Here is an 18551-nt window from a genome sequence, read left to right as displayed (position 1 = left end):
TGACCTCATTTTATCATTTACTCTTTATTTTACGATAATTTTGCAGAATAGTCAAAGGTTAAGGGGGAGAAAGTGACAGGACTTTTTATTTCTTTGCTACCCAGCCTATGACATCGTGAGGGGGATTTTCAATATCAATCCAGATAAATTCAATTCCAATTTCGCCATTTTTAAACTTGGCTAAACGAATGCCGTTGATTTCCAGTTCATTGAGTCGTTGGCCTGTCAAGACTTCTCGTTCCTTCAACTGGAAAACGCCACGCAAGATCCAATTTCCAAGAATTTCTTGCTTATCAGTTGACTGAATCGCCTTACCAGCTTCTTGGTTGATATAGGCATTGATGACATCACCAGAAGGTAAAAATCTTAGTTTAAAGGTTCTTTCTTCTTTTGGTAGAGCTAGTTTTTTGGTACCGGGTTCAAAGGTCCCGAAGCCTGGCCCAAAGAAATCTGGTCTTTCATCGTGAAAGTTTTTCGAGTCAGGCAGAGGAATGTAAACCTCACTAACTGGCCGATAGACGAGTTGTTCAATCTCTTTGATGAGTTTTTTATTGCCAGTATTGTGGACAAAGTGAATCAAGTCCTCACGAATCGCCTTCATCTGAGCTTTTTCTTCCTTGCTAGTCCATTTTTTCAAGAGAATTTCCTCTAGTGAGAAAGTCATAAAAGCTAGTTCTTCTGGAGCCAGACTGTTTTTGAATTTTTCCTGAATCTTTAGAATACGTGGCAAGCGATCTTTTTTGGCTAATTTTGAACCGCCGTTAAAGGCATTAAAACCAGAGTTTTCTTCCACATTTCCATGTTTATCTGTGATAACCCAAGACACTGTCTCTAAGATATCAGTTTTATCCTTTTCAGTTGTCAGTAAATGAAGATTTTCAAATAGCGAAAAAGGATCTTCAATATAATGGACGTCCCAAGTGTCTACAATAATGTCTTTATTATTAAAAGTCATGTGGAGCTGACTGTCAGCTGCTGTGTACTTGTAGTGGTGTTTCCCATCTGTAAAACGAAAATTAGTTGGATTATTTTTGGTAGTTGATCCTTCAATGACTAGATTATCAATATCAACTGGTAAATAAGTCGTTTCGCCAACAAAAATCCTAGGATTTTCTCCCTTTGGTGTCGGCATCAGAACGTGATAAACAGCTTCAACATTGACCGAATCTGAGTTAAAACCCTTGATTTGTGCCTTAGAGGATTCGATTCTCTGATTTCTCAAAGTCGCAATCTTTCGAGCCAACTCTTCATAGCGTTGATAGTTTTCCTTGTCTGCAGCTTCTTTATCAGTAGCAATATCTGCATAAAACTTGATATCACCCAACAAGTCCGTCCAAGATTGAGAATCCTTCTTAAACTGAGCGATCTTTTGGTCTCCAGAATTAATACCAAAAGATTTGATACCTACTAGGTATTTATGATTTTCATCTACAACGACGGAAGCATCGTAGGAAGTATTGGCGATATCTTCCCCTACGGCATTAAAAGCCTTCTGGAATACCGTTTCTTGAAATTTAGAATTAACAATCGGAGCAACATAATTCTCTGTTTGTCCCTCATCTTCAGATTCTGCCTTTTGAGAGAAAGCTTGGCTCAAGCTAGCGAAGTTGGTAATTAAGGTTTTGTATTTATCTTTTTGTTCAGACTTTAGATGTTCCCACATAAGCACCCTCTTTTCTATTTTCAGTATATCAAAAGAAGATTAGTTTTTCACTAACCCTCTTATATATTCGTTAATTAATACTGTAAAATTCGAGATTTCCTCGTTTTTTAACCAATTTTAAATAATCTTCACCAGACAGAAGAGCTAAACCATCGTCATAAGATTTGATTTTTTCAAGAGCTTGGTCATAGCTATCTACAAAGTCCTTGACATAGGATTGCCCTTCAAATTGTCCACTCATCTTGGTGTAGATAATGGCAATTTTTCCTGAGCGTGCAAGTTGAGATTGCCCTTGGCTTTCATTCAAGGCCTTAGCAACATTTTCCGCGATGCGTTTAATCACAGGAACGACCACGCTATTCCCAGCTTGTTTGTATAGCTGACCGTTAGAAACCCCTTCTGGGATTTTAAAGGATTTAGGATAGCCTTGAACATTAAAAGTTTCTTTCGGTGTTAGCTTACGAATCTCGCCACTATTTGTCAGAATCAATGGAACATTGTGTCCACCTGTTCCCATATTGGCTGTCAAAGTAGGTACAACACCGTTCTTGTTTTCTCGAACGTATTGACGGCGCCACTGGTAAACCGTGTCTTGACTGGTCACTTCAAACTTCAACTGATCGTAGAAGTTTTGCTTGCCTTCACGGTAGTAATAGACCTCATCTAGCTTATCACCAAAGTTAATCACATCCTGAAGACTCGTAGTCAGCTTGATTTCCTCTGGGAACTCGAACAAATCATAAGCTTCTTGGGTATCAAAACCAACAATGTAGATCCGCTCACGGTTTTGTGGGATATTTCCGTAGTCTTTACCGTTGAGAACCTTCCACTTGATAAAGTAGTTGTTCTCGGTCAAGGCTTCACGAATAACCTTAAAGGTATTACCATGGTCATGACCGACCATGTTCTTAACGTTTTCGATAAAAATAGCGCGAGGTTTGCATCCCTCAATCATCCGAAGCAATTCGAAGAAAAGATCGCCACGATCGTCATCAAAGCCCTTACGATAACCCGCAATACTAAAGGCCTGACAGGGGAAACCTCCCATAATCACATCCACGCGCTCAGCTGGAATATCCTCTGGTTGAACAGCGTGAATATCACGACCATCCAAATAAGTATCTGGATGGTTTAACTGATAAGTCTGACGCGCATACTTATCAAACTCATTGGCATACACCACTCTGAACTCGTTGGTCTGTTCAAATCCCAACTCAATTCCCCCAACACCTGAGAAGAAAGCTGCAATGTTGTACTTCTCAGGTCGGTTCGAACTTACAGAATTTGTCATGTAGTAACCTGCTTTCTAAGAAATTTGTTTAACTATACTAGTATATCATTTTTAAATTAATACTGAAATATAAACATTTTCCAAACATATATGATATAATGAACATATAAACTTAAGGAGGTGCATAATGCCAAAACAAGGAGATCAATTCATAGTAGAACTTAAAAAAACTAATATTGACTGGGGCACATACAGGAATACAAATTCTCGTCCTCAGATAACAGGAGAATGTTATATCCCAATTCCAAGTTCAGTAGCTCATCAATTTAGAATTTATAATTCCAATCACACTCAAGGAATAGATATTTTAGGGCAGAATATATTTAATGCTAAGTCGACAGATGGCTACTTCGATGGAGTAGTAAAAGTATCAGGGAATTCTCAAGCAGGAGATCCCTATGCTAAAAATCTTTCTGGTAAAGGTAACTTGAAAGCCTTTAACAACTGGTTCAATCAAATGAACGTAACCGTTGGGACAAGAATCAGAGTAGAATGGACTACTCCTACTGATATTTTATTTACGATTATCTAAATATAATTACTAAGATGATGCTGGGCAAAAAAAGTCTCTAAAATCAAAAACGCATAATATCAGGTATTGAAAAACCTTGATACTATGCGTTTTATTGTGGGAAGATTTGCTTCATTTTCTCCTGAAATTGAGTTTTTGCCCAGTCTTATCTTTTATTCAAGTAATCTTTGTATTCTTCTATCTACATAACTTTCATATAAATCAAAATTTTTAGTAGTTACACTTCCATCATAATATTTTACTAATTCAAAAGGAACTCCATAATCACTCAATTGGCGCCCAATATCAGTCAGAGCATTATACTCTAGCTTTTGCAGAAGAATTTTAATCCCAGTAACATCATCAAAGTTTCTTCTGTAAACCTTTGAATAATGGAATCTATATAGCAAATCAAATACACCTAAATACTTTACAAGATGATATTTAAATATTGTATAGATTAATTTAGAAGTTTGACTAATTGCTTTATCTTTACTGTAATTCTGCTGTTTAACGTAATAATCAACAGTTCCTAAAAAGCCTTTTTCTAAAAATCCTGACAGTTGTACTACAATTAAAGAATGATTTTTATTACCTACTTTAGCTTCTATTATCTGTTTCAACTCGGAATTAAAAATAAATTGGCGACAAATATCAACTACTGTTTGAAAACCTTCCCAATGAATTTTTGTACCGTTGCTTAGACTTAATACTTGCTTTAATCGATCAATTTTACGAAATTCAACCTCGGACATTACTTTTATTCGATTATAAATCAAGATTTTTTCCAAAGGGCCTATAATTCTATATGATTGAAAAATAAAATCTGGTAGTCCTGAGTCTTGTTTTGCCTTATTAATTTCATCTTTAAACCTTTTATCATCATCTGTCAAAAATTCATCCAGAGTCACTTCTAAATCAATGTCAGTTTTATTGTGGTAATTATCATAATTTTTATGTTCAATTTCATCTTGTTGCGAATTAATGATAGTTTCAAATTCTTTTGTTAAATCAATAACATTACCACTATAATGGACATTAAATCGACCAGATCTCCCAGCAATGTTTTTGGCATCAAACTGTTTTAATGGCTTCCTTCCTTTTTTTACTGCAGTAACAATCAAATTCTTTGCAGTTGTATTGACTCCTTCAGTAATTGTTGTTGTCGAAAAAAGACACAATAGTTGCCCACTATTAAACAAATTAATTATTTCATTCTGAAGATATTTTGGTATTCCTGCATGATGGAGCCCAATTCTCTTTTCAAGTGCTTTATATAAAATCCAATCTGATCCAAATTTCTCTTCTATATGTTTTAAAAAAATAGAAAACAGTTCATTATCTTCTTTGGACTCTTTTTCTGACAAAAGCGAAAGATATTCTTCATTTTTCAACATATGATTAGCAAATCTCTCTACATCTGGCTTGCTTCCACAATAAATTAGAGTATTACCTTCTATCTTTACAATAGTTTGTACTACTTTATCTTGTAAGGACGAAGTACCTACATTTAATTTATATTTAATATTTCCAAGTTCAAACTTATTTCTATCAATATGTGTAATGTTCTTAGATACAATCTCAACATCATTATATTCAAGAATTGTAAATTTATTAACTCTAACAAAATTATTGAATGAATTTCTTTCTGCATCTGGTTCCTGAAATTGAATATAAGGTCCAGCGAGTAAAATATCTTTACTATTTTGGCAAGCAAATTCTAAAGCAAGTCTATAAGCAATATCTCGTTCATTTTCTTCTGGAGTGTCATTATCTAAAATAAAGTCGTTGTCTATTTTATATATTTCATCCACAAAAGTAAAATCAAAATAACTAGTATTATTATCTAAAAACGAGAGATATCTTTCAGGAGTATATATAAAAATATTTTTTTCTCCAAGTTCGTCCTCGTTTATTTCACTTAGAGTATGTATTTTATACGAAGAAAAAAATTCATCATTTTGTAACTTTAAATAATTTTCAGATAACAGACTAATCGTAGGAAAAACTAATAGTATATTAGAATAATCCATTTTCTTTATAATAGTATAAACAATAAAAGTTTTACCAAAAGAAGTTGGAGCAGAGAGAACATATCTATTAACTAAATTAATTTCGAATAATTCTAAAACTTCTTTTTGATATTTATGTAGCATATAATCATTTACGATTAAATTCGCTTCATTTAAAAATGAACTCATGGATAATAAATTCATATCCTCTGGATTTATTTCATTACCTTCTTGATATTTTCTTTCAAGTAGCTCAAAGTATTGTGGTACTCCAGCTTCATTTGCTATATAACGCAAGAAATTTAAATCACTACTTGTAAGTTCGTCTTTTTTTACAGCGTCGTAATAGTCACAAGTTGTCTTGATAAAGGTACCTCTTCTTTCAGGGTATCGCTTATATAAATTTAATTCTTTGATTAGATAAGCGGTTCTTTCGTTTCTATCCATTCAATCACTTCTTCCTTTAATTTATTAGAATCATCAACAGGTAATAGCATTACAAAAATACTTAGATTAATTTTTACAGCCGGCATAACTGTGGATTTAGACAGCTCATCATTAATTTTCTTCACACAAGAATCAATTGACTTTTCATAACTAAAAGTACCTTGTTTCTGATATGCTATAAAAATAGGATATATTAATTCGATATGGTTAGCTGTTAATTCGTCTATAAGAATAATTTCAGGATTGTCTTCCCAACTTTCTATTATAGTATCTAAAGTAGTATGCGACTTAGAAATATTCTTTTTTTCTTTAATAATTGCGTATAAGTGATCATTTAAATAACTATCTGAAAGTGAGCTATTCATTTTAGAAATAACAGATTTAATCCCTGAGGAAAATTTTTTATGGAACTTAGCTTCACCAAACCAAAGTTCCAAGATTCCATTATTATCCACTAAATGAAACGCATCAAATCCTTTTGCTTCAGCTTTTTCAAGAGGAGAATAAAAATAACCTCTAGCAATTAAAACATCCGTATGGAAATAATTTCTTAAAAATAAATCTAAAAGTACTTCACCATAAAATCCATATTGAAGTTTGGTTGAAGATTCATCCTCTTTATCATACCTCAGTTTAAGTTTAATTGCCTTTGTTTGTTCTCTATCTAATTTACTATAGTCAATCTCAGATTCATTTTCAGCAAATTCAATTATTCCATTATAAATAATTTTTGAAATATCATTATCATTACCTTCAAAGCAGTACTCATTTTTCCCTTTACTTGTTAAATTGCTTTTATTTATAGAAATTGAACTTCCCTTACCGTTTGTGAAATTAAAAGGTAACTTATATTTCAAAACAATAGAATTATTAATTAAATCTTGAAGTGTTTTTCTCAAAATTACTTTTCCTTCTTATCAATTTTCAATTTCATTATACCAAAAAACACGGCTCATCACCGTGTTTCTATGTTTATTTAACCAGTTTCTTCATCTCATCAATACGTGCTACGGTCGCGTCGTATTTGGCTTGGTAGTCGGCTTGTTTGTCGCGTTCTTTTTGGACGACTTCTGGTTTGGCATTGGCTACGAAACGTTCGTTAGAGAGTTTCTTACCAACCATATCCAGTTCTTTTTGCCATTTAGCCAGTTCCTTGTCGAGGCGAGCTAGTTCTTCTTCGACATTGAAGAGGTCTGCCAGTGGCAAGTAGATTTCTGCTCCTGTGATGACGCTTGACATTGCGAGTTCAGGTGCAGGGATGTTTGATGCGATTTCCAAGTGTTCTGGATTTGTGAAGCGTTTGATGTAGTTGACATTGCTGTTAAAGAAGGTTTCCAAGTCGCTATCGCTTGTCTTAACAAGGATTGTGATAGGTTTGCTTGGAGCTACGTTTACTTCCGCACGCGCATTACGAACAGCACGGATCAAGTCTTTGAGGCTTTCTACTCCTGTGTGAGCGGCAAGATCTTCAAAGGCTGGATTGACAGTTGGGTATTCTGCTGTAACGATAGAGCCTTCTGAGATTTGTCCAAAGATTTCCTCTGTCACGAATGGCATAATTGGGTGAAGGAGACGAAGGATCTTGTCCAAAGTGTAAAGGAGAACAGAGCGTGTGATAACTTTCTCTTCTTCGTTGTCGCTATAAAGGACTTCCTTAGTCAACTCAACGTACCAGTCCGCAAATTCATCCCAAATGAAGTTGTAGAGGATGTGTCCAGCGACACCAAACTCAAACTTGTCAAAGTTTTCAGTGACTTTGCCGATGGTTTCATTAAGGTTGTGGAGAATCCAGCGGTCTGTGACATTACCAGCTTCCTTGTTGACAACTTTTTCCACATTGGCAGTTGCTTGCTCAAGGGTCAAGCCTTCATTGTTCATGAGGATGTAGCGAGAGATGTTCCAGATCTTGTTAATGAAGTTCCATGAAGCATCCATTTTCTCGTAAGAGAAGCGCACGTCTTGACCTGGTGCAGAACCGTTTGAAAGGAACCAACGCAGGCTATCTGTTCCGTACTTATCAATAACATCCATCGGGTCAATCCCGTTACCGAGAGATTTAGACATTTTACGGCCTTCCTCGTCACGAATCAGACCATGAATCAATGCATTTTTGAATGGCGATTTGCCAGTAAATTCCAAACCTTGGAAAATCATTCGAGATACCCAGAACGGGATAATATCATAACCAGTCACCAAAGTTGATGTTGGATAATAACGTTTGAAGTCTTCTGAGTCGACATCCGGCCAGCCCATGGTAGAGAATGGCCAAAGGGCAGAACTGAACCAAGTATCCAAGACGTCTTCGTCCTGAGTCCAACCGTCGCCTTCTGGAGCTTCTTCGCCAACGTACATTTCACCCTCGGCATTGTACCAAGCAGGGATTTGGTGACCCCACCATAGCTGACGAGAGATGACCCAGTCGTGGACATTTTCCATCCATTGGAGGAAGGTATCATTGAAACGAGGTGGGTAGAATTCTACCTTGTCGTCTGTGTCTTGGTTGGCAATGGCGTTCTTAGCCAATTGGTCCATCTTGACGAACCATTGAGTAGACAAGCGTGGCTCAACCACTACACCTGTACGCTCAGAGTGACCAACACTGTGGACACGTTTTTCGATTTTGACGAGGGCACCGATTTCTTCCAACTTAGCAACGACTGCTTTACGGGCTTCAAAACGATCCATGCCGGCGAATTCGAAGGCAAGCTCATTCATGGTTCCGTCGTCGTTCATGACGTTGACTTGTGGCAAGTTGTGACGTTGACCAACCAAGAAGTCGTTTGGATCGTGGGCAGGCGTGATTTTCACGACACCAGTACCAAATTCAGGATCTGCGTGTTCGTCTCCAACGATTGGGATGAGTTTGTTAGCGATTGGAAGGATGACGTTTTGACCAATCAAGTCCTTGTAGCGTGGGTCTTCTGGATTGACCGCAACGGCAACGTCCCCAAACATAGTCTCAGGACGAGTTGTTGCCACTTCAAGGGCGCGTGAACCGTCTTCCAGCATGTAGTTCATGTGGTAGAAGGCACCTTCGACATCCTTGTGGATAACCTCGATATCAGAAAGGGCTGTGCGAGCTGCTGGGTCCCAGTTGATAATAAATTCACCACGGTAGATCCAACCTTTCTTGTAAAGGTCCACAAAAACCTTACGAACGGCTTTTGACAAACCTTCGTCAAGAGTGAAACGCTCACGAGAGTAGTCTACAGAGAGCCCCATCTTGCCCCATTGTTCCTTGATGGTAGTGGCATATTCATCTTTCCATTCCCAGACCTTATCGAGGAATTTCTCACGGCCGAGGTCATAACGGCTAATCCCCTCGCCACGCAAGCGCTCCTCAACCTTAGCCTGAGTGGCAATACCAGCGTGGTCCATACCTGGAAGCCAAAGCGTATCAAAACCTTGCATGCGTTTTTGACGGATGATAATATCCTGCAAAGTCGTATCCCAAGCGTGACCAAGGTGAAGTTTCCCAGTTACGTTTGGTGGTGGAATGACGATTGAATAAGGCTTAGCCTTTTGATCTCCTGAAGGCTTGAAAACATCAGCATCAAGCCATTTTTGGTAACGACCAGCCTCAACCTCGGCTGGATTGTATTTAGGTGAAAGTTCTTTAGACATGTGTGTGTCCTTTCTCTATTTTGTTCATTTTATTTTGAATTTGCTTAGCAGCTTCTTCTGCTGACAAATTCGTATTATTTATTTTAAAGTAGTGGTGCAACTCATTCGGTTGATGTTGAGAATTTAATTGAAGTGTTTCAGCGGTCTCTAAAATTTCTCTTTCAGATACCTCAATATGTCGTTTTAAGGGTTTGTGATTTAATCGATTCTCCGTTCGATTTCGACGTAAACGCTCTTCAAGACTTGTTTCCAACTCAACAAACAGAATCTCTTGATGAAAGTTATCCAATAAATCCTGAATTTGCTTTAAATACATCAGCTGGTACTGATTTGAAAAATCAATTACATCTGTTAAAATTACTGATCGCTGATTTCTTGCGCTAGCTCCAAGGAAAGAAAAGGTAATCCCTCGAACAAACTCCCACATTTCCTCTGTGTAGTCCTGATAGATTTCTAGTGCAAAATCGATGGCTTGATGGTTATAAAAGAGGGTAGCATCCGTCAATCGAGACAGTTCTTGACCAATCGTCATTTTTCCTGAAGCTGGAGCACCGATAATGAAAAGATGCATCAATTCACCTCCCACTCACTCTTCAGCAAGCCATATATCAAGCTGTCACAGCGGTTGCCTCGAGTATCTTTGCGGTCTCTTATGCGAGCTTCAAGGGTAAATCCAAGTTTTTCTGCGACTCGTTGACTTTGGACATTGTATCCAAAACAAGTCAATTCAATCTTGTGAAGACCCAAATCTTTAAAGGCTAAGTCAATCAAGGCAAGCGCTGCTTCTGGTACATAGCCTCGACCCCAGTAGTCTGGGTGCAAGGTATAGCCAATTTCTAGCACATCGTCCGCATGGCGGTGATTGAAGTCAACAGAACCAATGACTTTATCGGTTCCTTTGACGACAATCCCATAGCCAGCTGGGAGATTTTCCTTTTGATTGCGATCGGGAAGGATTTGCTCCAGATAATAAATCTCATCTTCCAAGGTCTTGACTGGAGGAAAGCCTGCTGGATAAGCGACCTCTGGCAAACTAGCGTAGGCATGGATATCTTCGGCGTCCGCCACTGTACGGACTCGTAACACTAGCCGTTCCGTCTCTATTCGTTCTGGTAATTCAGCTCTTGACATCCTTCTTCCTCGCTTTCTTGATAAAGCTCCCCATAGGGTCAACACGGTTATCTAAATAGCGATAAACGCGCTGGTGACCGTCCCCCATAAAGTAAGTCGGTGAAAAACAGTCATTTTTAAAATGTCCCTTATCATCCAAGAGTTCAGGATTAGCCAGTCGGTCAAGAATCTTAGCAAAGATGTGGCAAATTCCATCTTCTTCGATAATCCGATCCACTTGGCAATCCAAAACGACCGGACAAGATTCCAAAATCGGAGCATGAGTTTGTTCAGAAATCTCGTAGTCTAGTCCCAGGTGTTTCAGTTTCTCTCGACGACTGATAAAGCCGGCCTGCTCCATCGCAAGCATAGAAGTTTCATCAGGAATATTTACGGTGAACTGTTGATAATACTTAATCTGATCAGCCGCATTTTCCTCAGAACCAACACCGATAACTAGCCAATCTCCCAGACTATAAGAGGAGCTGCAAGTCGTTATATTGTGTCCAAAATTCTGGTCCTGATACCCCAAAATGAAAATAGGAAAACCATAATATAGTTTACTTGTGTTAAAAGATTGCTTCATAACAACCTCCTTTGACCAAGATACAAAAGAAAAGCCCTGCCATCTACATGACAGGGACGAATGTGTTTATCCGCGGTACCACCCAATTTCGGGCAACGCCCGCAACTCTTATCTTTAAAATAAAAAGACAGTAATATTTCATTTTTCATCCATCAGCAACCAGTTTTGACACATTTGTGGACTTCTCAGCACCGCCACTTTCTGTAAAATGTGGGATTCAAAACACCTCTGATGGCTTTATTGTAGCAAGATTTTTTCGGAAATGCAAGGGACAAGAAAGATTACTTGAACTTAATGCCGTTTTCTTTCAATTTCTTAATAGTAGCTGGGCCGATTCCTTTCAAAGCAAGGAGTTCTTTTTCAGTCCAATTTTTGAAATCTGACGCAGACTTGATTCCTTCATCATAGAAAGTTTTGGCACGGTCAAGTGGAAGTCCACCCAAGTTTGCTGCAAAATCTTCTACAGAATTGGCTACTTTTTGAGCTTGCTCTTTGGTAGCTTCTACTGCTTGTTCAACTTTTTTAGAGACAGCCTTACTAGCTTCGCTCGCTGACTGTTCTGCACGCTTCACGACTTTTTTTGTCTCTTCTACAACCTTCGTCACAGTACTTGAAAAGGCACCTGCACGACGGAGGCTATTTCGTAATTGTTTTTTACGATTGAGTTTCTTTGACATGATAAAATCCTTTCAATAAAAAATCCCTGCTCTGACAAGGATTTAATATAAATATTCTATCAAGATTTTAGTAAAAAATCAAGAATCTTTCTCGTTTAATAATTTCGCTCACCAAACAAGCCATCTGGCAAATCATGGAATCCCTTGCCTGCTTTGAAGTTTTCAAACTTACCAAGCAAGAACTGATAAGCATCCAAGCGACTTTCGTATCGAATCATGGCATCTTTGGCACGCTCATCTTGGTCTTCTTCGTATACTTTTTGGCTTTCCTTGTGCGCCATGTCGTTAATCATAATCTGGGTATTAACCCAAGCTTCAAATTCCTTCATAAATTCTTGTTCGTAACTCATTTTTTCTCCTTATTCTAATCCACGGAAATAGTCCGTATCAATCTCACGGTAGGGTTGAATATCCTGAACATACTCCAGCACTCCTTGGAATTCTCCGTTTTCATCGTGCACTGCAGCGTAGGTGATGTGGACAAACTTGCCTCGCGACTCAGACTTGAACCACATTTCATACTTATCCTTAGTACCCTCACGAAGCCCCTTCATGATAGTTTTGACCTTGTCCAAGTACTTAGGCGGATGGCAGAGTTCGACATTGCGCCCGACTTGAGACGGTGTTCGTTTGAAAATCATCTCATCAGCTGGCGCATTGTCATTATAATACTGGAAAATATCGTCTTTATTGACAAAGGTAATCTCCATAGGGAGGTGATTGAGAATAAGATTGGCCTGCTCGACTGAAAGATAGCCATTCCCAAAAGCCTGTTGACTATGACGATCCAGCACTGCTTCCTTTTCCTTAGGGGTAAAGGTAATGGTAAACTGTCCTTCAGGTGTATCGATGACTTGCTGAATTTGACCTTCAGCAGTGTTTAGCTGCACGGGCTCCTCTGCAATCTTTTCCTCAACAAAACTCTGTCGTTCTGGCACCCATTTCTCAGACGGACGGATGATAGCATAGCCATAGGCATCGCTCTCCTCCGCTATCTGAAGCCAGTCATCTTGGGTGAAGGACTCAAGGAGAATCATGAGAAGGATGGACTCTTCCTTGAAAATCATACTTTCAAACTCTGTCGCAAAGGCTTCAAAAGTTTCCTTTACAGTGCTAATCGACACTTCTGGTAGTGACTTGGCTGTCGCTAAAGCTGTTTGAAAGAGTTCCCTAATCTGGTCATCCACTCCCCACATAACTTTGGGAGGTGAATCGTGTCCATAACGCTCCATGATAGGAAAGAAGAGTTCTTCCTTACGTTGGTAATGGATGTCAAATTGCCCCACAAGTCCCATCTGACGCACCAAGCCCTTGCGCATCTCCGCAAGCATTTCTTCATCTTCCATGGACTCATAGGTATCTAACAATCTCCGAATGCGAATCAAGGCCGCACGGAGGGCCAGATTTTCTTCCTTGAAGACACGAACTGGGTGGCCTGGATGCTCAGTATCTGCAACTTCGACACCCTTAACAGCATTTTTAAAAAGATTAGCATGGACATCACAGAGTTCCATGACATCTTCAAAGGTGACACCTGAGTCTGAGTTCATCAGCTCGTGCTCCATAAGGGAAATCTCGATGGCTGAAACACCTGTAAAGGTCGCATCAAAGCGCTCCTGAACCGACTCAGGAGAGGCGCCATTGTGCAATTCTAACAAAATATCCCGTAGGATATGAATCCGTTCATCTGCCATTAGTCTAACCCAATCACTTCGTAGCCGTTTGCTTCCAGTGTGCGAACAATCTTGTCCATAGGAGTTCCTTCAAGCTTAGAACCCTGCTTAAGCGATACTTTACGACCAACTGTATTGCGCATTAAGGGATTGGCAAGGGGTTTAAAACCCAACTCCACTAGAATCTCTAAGACCTCTGGATGCTTGTCCACCACTTCTGCAACAGGAATTGACACATCGATGATATTGTCCATGACGACCTCCATTGTATGTTCTAAAATGATTTTACTGCTTATATTATACCATATGGAAAGAGATTAAAAAACTAGCAGGAGAGCTCCTGCTAGTTCTCTGCGACTTGTATTACCATCTAAATAAGTTTAAAGAGCCAATCCAATATTTTAAATAATAGCTTGTAAAACAGCAATTGGACTGCAAAAGAGATGATCATCCACAAGAATTTCACAATCCCAATAATCGGTTTGATAAAAAGAATAGCAAGAAGTTCCAAAAAAATTTCATTTTCTATCCTCTGGCTTGATGAGCCACCGAGCCGTATCCATTAACTTGTCTGCAATAAAGAGTTTCCCTAGACCGACAACGACATGGTCATCTTTCTTTATCGTTTTCATCACTTTTACACCTTGCATGGTCAAAAAGTAATTTCCGTAAGTTTTAGCTAGAATTTTTATGAGTCCCATATTACTCACCTTCGATGATTTCAGCTTCTTTTCGGATAGTATCAATATCTATTTGATACTGCCCTTCATTATAGTTAACTAATTTGGATAATTCCTTTTGCAGTCTTTCCCCCATCGGCTTCATAGTCGCAAAGGTTAAGCCACCAGAAAGGACACCTCCTAAAATAGGAATCACTTTTCCCATTCCCTTAGCCAAGCCTCCCTTTGTCAAGCTGACTCCAAAAATTTTCAAAACTTTTTCCAGAATAGGATACCAAAGTGTCTTTGTCAAAGCTTTCTGCGGAATCGTCTTCATCACATGCTTGGCAACTGTTACACCTCCAGAGCGAAGTAAAGCCCCTGCTCCATTTACCCCTAGCATGACACCGAGATAAAGCAAGAGGGTATTTTGAGCATCCTCGCTCAATTCATCACGGGATTCCCAAAGATCATCAAATCCATAAATATAGCCTAGTTCTTGGGCCAACTTTAATGAAAAAGCATAAAACTGAACTACATCTGTTGGAATAGTGATTGCCATGGCAATACCACCAGGTAAACCTGCCAAAATCGAAGTCCCGCTTGCTCGTAGAACATTGTCCTTAATACAGGTCTTAGCAACTCGATCCAAGCTTTCCTTTGTTAACAAAGAGGTCGGACCTTTTTCCAATAATGTAGCAATATCCTTTCGATCTAACTCTTTAGAAAACTTGTCAACTAAAAATTTTTCTCGATCAACTTTGACCATGGGTAATTTCACCACTTGTCGCAGCACTTGCATCGCTAACTCTTGTTTGCCCATCTCTACTTCCATTTATCATTCGTATTAAACATTATCATATCATACTATAAGGTATTTACAAATTTTTTAAACTGTTTTTTGCAATTACAAATACAGCTATTAATAGCTAGAAGAATCCAAGCACCAAAAAAGAGGGTTGTCCCTCCTTCTTAGTTCTTATCCAGATTGCGTAGCATTTCGTCAATCTTGTTCCCATACTCGATGGACTCGTCTTTGACGAAGGTCAAATCTGGGATTTTGTACAATTTCAAATTGCGACCAAGTTCACGTTTGATGGTACCAGTTGCTTTTTCAAGCCCGATTTGGGCTTTTTGATTATCCGAAGCAAGGTTACTCAAAATGGTGTAGTAAACCTTGGCAACAGACAAATCACCCAGCATCTGAACATCTGTGATAGTCACACCTTGGACACGCGGATCACGGACTTTCTTTTGCAAAATCTCATTGACTTCACGCTTGATTTCCATGCCCACACGATCCGTACGGAAATGATTTGCCATGATATTCCTTTCTCTACTTTGAACCAAAAGCTAGGCCAGCAGACCTAGCTATTTTTATTAGATAGAGGAACTAGAGCCATTTGAATCTAGGAAACAAGCCTTAGATAGAACTGAGGGTTCATCAAGGCGCTGTTGACGACGAGTCAAATGCGCTATCGTTTCTCTATTATCTCTTGATTTCTTCCATGACGTAGGCCTCAATCACATCATCAGTCTTGATGTCATTGTAGCCATCAATCATCAATCCACCTTCACGGCCGTTTGTAACTTCTTTAACGTCGTCTTTGTAGTGTTTCAAGCTTGCAAGTTCACCATCATAGATAACGACACCATCACGAATAACACGGACTTTAGAGTCACGGGTAACCTTACCGTTGATAACCATGAATCCACCGATAGTTCCCACTTTAGACACCTTGAAGGTTTCACGAATAACTGCTTCACCGATAACTTTTTCTTCGAATTCAGGATCAAGCATCCCTTTCATGGCTTCTTCCATCTCTTCGATAACCTTGTAGATAATGCTGTGGAGACGGATTTCCACATCGTCAGCTTCAGCTTGTTGACGAGCTTGCGGTGTAGGGCGTACGTTGAAACCAACGATAAAGGCATTTGAAGCTTCGGCAAGTGTCACGTCTGATTCGTTGATGGCACCAACTGCAGAGTGGACGATGGTCACTTTGACACCTTCCACATCAATCTTCTGAAGTGAGGCAGAAAGGGCTTCAACAGAACCTTGTACGTCGGCTTTGATGATAACGTTAACAGACTTGAGTTCACCAGCTTTAAGCGTATCAAAGAGGTTTTCAAGGCTGACACGTTGGGTAGCTTGACGTTGCTTCATAAGAGCACGTTTGGCACGTTCTTCACCAGCTGCACGCGCAGATTTTTCATCTTCGTAAACAGCAAAGTGGTCACCCGCCATTGGCGCTTCGTTCAAACCTGTGATTGAGACTGGTGTTGATGGTCCAGCCACCTTAACGCGACGACCAAGGTCATTGGTCATAGCACGGACACGACCGAAGGTGTTTCCGACAACGATTGGATCTTGGACATTCAAGGTACCTTGTTGAACAAGAAGGGTTGCGACCGCACCTTTTCCTTTATCCAAACGCGCTTCGATAACTGTACCGATTGCACGTACTGTTGGGTCTGCCTTGAGTTCTTGGATTTCAGCCACAAGAAGGACTGTTTCCAACAATTCTTCGATGTTTTGGTTGAACTTAGCTGAAATTTCAACAAATTCAGAATCTCCACCCCAAGCAGTTGACATAACTCCATGCTCTGCCAATTCACCGATAACGCGTTCTGGGTTAGCACCTGGTTTATCAATCTTGTTAATGGCTACGATGATTGGAACGTTGGCAGCTTTTGAGTGGTTAATGGCTTCGATAGTCTGAGGCATAACCCCGTCATCTGCCGCTACGACCAAGATCGTAATATCGGTAACAGATGCACCACGCGCACGCATCGATGTAAAGGCCGCATGTCCTGGTGTATCAAGGAAGGTAATCTTCTTGCCATTTTCAACGATTTGGTAGGCACCGATATGTTGCGTGATACCACCCGCTTCACCTGTCGCAACACGAGAATTACGAAGAGTATCTAGAAGTGTTGTTTTACCGTGGTCAACGTGTCCCATGATAGTTACAACTGGTGGACGCTCTACCAATTCATCTTCATTGAGATAACCATCTTCGACAAAGAAACGTTCGATGTCGGCATTATCCACTTCAACCTTTTGTTTGGCTTCGATACCATAATCCACCATGAGGAGTTCGATGGTTTCTCCATCCAAAGATTGGTTTTGTGTGGCCATGACACCCATCATGAATAGTTTCTTAACGATTTCAGCTGGTTCACGTTTGATACGTTTTGCGATTTCCGCAACGGTCATACCATCTGTATATTCAAATTCTGTTGGCAATTCATGGAATTTACGCTCCGTAACAGGTTTTGGAGCCTGATTACGGTTGTTCTTGTTATTACCTTTTTTGTTCTTTTTGTTGTTATTCCAGTTACTATTTCTTTGATTTCTCACTTGATTTTGACTACTTCGATTCTTTTGTTGTTTTCTAGGACCATCTTCTTCGTGATCATAATCATCACGTTCTTTGTCTGGTCGGGCTTGCTTCTTACGACGTGTATCCACTGCAGCTTCTTTTTTCACAGGAGCTGTTTCAACCACTGCTTGAACTTGTTGCGCTTGTTCAGCTAACTTAGCAGCTTCTTCAAAGATTTCCTCTGGTTCCTTGCGTTTGTTAGCTTGGGCCAAGGCTTCTTTGGCAGCCTGAGTTCGTTTGAAACGTTCCTCGCTTGAACGTGCGTACTCTGCATTTTGTTCTGCTTTTAGGGCAGCTGCACGGGCTTTAAAGTCAATACGTGGAGCCGCTTGATTTGGACGTTTGTCCTCTTGTTGACGACGCTCATTTCCACGATTTTGCTGACCTTGCTGTTTCTTAGCTTGGTCATTAAAGCGACGATTGTCGCGATTGCCTTGACCTTGTTTTCCACCATTACGTCCATCATTTTTCTGACGGTTTCCGTTTTGTTGTTGGTCACGGTTATTGCCCTTATTTTGCTTGCGTCGTTCTGCCTGCTCTTTGGCACGGGCTTCACGTTCAGCCTTGAAATTACGGCTTTGCGGCTTTGCGGCTACTTTTTCTGTCTTCGGAGCAACTGGCTCAGCCGTTTTTGCCTCTTCCTTGGCTACAGCTGGTTTAGCTGGTTCAGATTTTTCGGCTTTCTTTTCTGCACTTGCTTTTGGTGCTGCAGGTTTTGCTTCTTCTTTCGGAGCAGCTACAGTCTTAAAGCTGGCAGCGATTTTTGCAGCGACAGCTTCTTCCACACTTGATGAGTGGCTTTTCACATCCAAGCCCAACTCTTTTGCACGCGCTACAACTTCTTTACTTTCTTTTCCAAGTTCTTTTGCGATTTCGTACAATCTTTTCTTAGACAAATCATGTCCTCCTCTT

General features: G+C 39.6%; 17 protein-coding genes. 1 reads left to right on the top strand and 16 read right to left on the bottom strand.

The features are described from left to right. Window positions 1-85 precede the first annotated feature (85 nt). The gene (locus tag NMM26_RS06415; RefSeq protein WP_000263672.1) at window positions 86-1663 is read right to left on the bottom strand and encodes a hypothetical protein; all 1578 of its coding nucleotides are present in this window, start codon (window positions 1661-1663) and stop codon (window positions 86-88) included. Window positions 1664-1733: 70 nt separating this feature from the next. Beyond that, on the bottom strand, window positions 1734-2954 hold the full coding sequence (locus tag NMM26_RS06410) for a DNA cytosine methyltransferase (RefSeq protein ID WP_000185413.1): 1221 nt from the start codon (window positions 2952-2954) through the stop codon (window positions 1734-1736). Between the two features lie 127 nt (window positions 2955-3081). Here NMM26_RS06410 and NMM26_RS06405 point away from each other — a divergent pair, with 127 nt between their 5' ends. After that, window positions 3082-3486, top strand: coding sequence for a hypothetical protein (locus NMM26_RS06405; protein ID WP_001125912.1), 405 nt, complete (start codon window positions 3082-3084; stop codon window positions 3484-3486). Window positions 3487-3638: 152 nt separating this feature from the next. Here the strand turns inward: NMM26_RS06405 and NMM26_RS06400 are convergent, their stop codons facing one another. The 14 genes from NMM26_RS06400 to infB form a co-directional block, all read right to left on the bottom strand. Beyond that, the gene (locus tag NMM26_RS06400) at window positions 3639-5924 is read right to left on the bottom strand and encodes a helicase-related protein (RefSeq protein ID WP_000375691.1); all 2286 of its coding nucleotides are present in this window, start codon (window positions 5922-5924) and stop codon (window positions 3639-3641) included. After that, window positions 5894-6823, bottom strand: coding sequence for a DUF1837 domain-containing protein (locus NMM26_RS06395; RefSeq protein WP_001232735.1), 930 nt, complete (start codon window positions 6821-6823; stop codon window positions 5894-5896). The genes NMM26_RS06400 and NMM26_RS06395 overlap by 31 nt, the downstream gene beginning before the upstream one ends. A 73-nt stretch (window positions 6824-6896) precedes the next feature. Then, entirely contained in the window at window positions 6897-9548 is a 2652-nt protein-coding gene (locus NMM26_RS06390) for a valine--tRNA ligase (protein WP_000032150.1), read from the bottom strand. Further along, window positions 9541-10119 carry an AAA family ATPase gene (locus NMM26_RS06385; RefSeq protein ID WP_000550028.1) on the bottom strand — a complete coding sequence of 193 codons (579 nt, stop codon included), beginning with the start codon at window positions 10117-10119 and terminating at the stop codon, window positions 9541-9543. The genes NMM26_RS06390 and NMM26_RS06385 overlap by 8 nt, the downstream gene beginning before the upstream one ends. Then, a complete protein-coding gene (locus NMM26_RS06380) occupies window positions 10119-10679 on the bottom strand; it encodes a GNAT family N-acetyltransferase (RefSeq protein WP_000085191.1) in 561 nt (186 codons plus the stop codon). Before NMM26_RS06380 ends, NMM26_RS06385 begins: the two co-directional genes overlap by 1 nt. Next, a complete protein-coding gene (locus NMM26_RS06375; RefSeq protein ID WP_000813811.1) occupies window positions 10666-11244 on the bottom strand; it encodes a flavin reductase family protein in 579 nt (192 codons plus the stop codon). Before NMM26_RS06375 ends, NMM26_RS06380 begins: the two co-directional genes overlap by 14 nt. A gap of 281 nt (window positions 11245-11525) precedes the next feature. After that, on the bottom strand, window positions 11526-11921 hold the full coding sequence (locus NMM26_RS06370; RefSeq protein ID WP_000038632.1) for a hypothetical protein: 396 nt from the start codon (window positions 11919-11921) through the stop codon (window positions 11526-11528). A 95-nt stretch (window positions 11922-12016) separates the two neighbouring features. Continuing rightward, window positions 12017-12271, bottom strand: a complete 255-nt coding sequence (locus tag NMM26_RS06365; protein WP_000119706.1) for a DUF1912 family protein — start codon at window positions 12269-12271, stop codon at window positions 12017-12019. A gap of 9 nt (window positions 12272-12280) precedes the next feature. After that, window positions 12281-13615, bottom strand: a complete 1335-nt coding sequence (locus tag NMM26_RS06360) for a DUF438 domain-containing protein (RefSeq protein ID WP_254754028.1) — start codon at window positions 13613-13615, stop codon at window positions 12281-12283. Beyond that, complete coding sequence (locus tag NMM26_RS06355) at window positions 13615-13848, bottom strand: DUF1858 domain-containing protein (protein ID WP_000368739.1); 234 nt, start codon at window positions 13846-13848, stop codon at window positions 13615-13617. Before NMM26_RS06355 ends, NMM26_RS06360 begins: the two co-directional genes overlap by 1 nt. Before the next feature lie 264 nt (window positions 13849-14112). Further along, entirely contained in the window at window positions 14113-14295 is a 183-nt protein-coding gene (locus NMM26_RS06350; protein ID WP_049550820.1) for a hypothetical protein, read from the bottom strand. A 1-nt stretch (window position 14296) separates the two neighbouring features. Further along, window positions 14297-15076, bottom strand: coding sequence for a hypothetical protein (locus NMM26_RS06345; protein WP_000517915.1), 780 nt, complete (start codon window positions 15074-15076; stop codon window positions 14297-14299). Window positions 15077-15225: 149 nt separating this feature from the next. Then, window positions 15226-15576: a 30S ribosome-binding factor RbfA gene (gene rbfA / locus NMM26_RS06340; protein WP_001273601.1), complete on the bottom strand. Its 351-nt coding sequence runs from the start codon at window positions 15574-15576 to the stop codon at window positions 15226-15228. 166 nt (window positions 15577-15742) lie between these two features. Beyond that, window positions 15743-18535: a translation initiation factor IF-2 gene (gene infB, locus NMM26_RS06335; protein ID WP_254754027.1), complete on the bottom strand. Its 2793-nt coding sequence runs from the start codon at window positions 18533-18535 to the stop codon at window positions 15743-15745. Between the last annotated feature and the right edge of the window lie 16 nt (window positions 18536-18551).

This window comes from Streptococcus sp. CF7_Ac1-8 (assembly GCF_024295435.1).
In the GTDB taxonomy this organism is placed as follows: domain Bacteria; phylum Bacillota; class Bacilli; order Lactobacillales; family Streptococcaceae; genus Streptococcus; species Streptococcus mitis_AP.
Note: the sequence above shows the minus strand (reverse complement) of the source record. Positions and strands in the feature narration are given on the sequence as shown.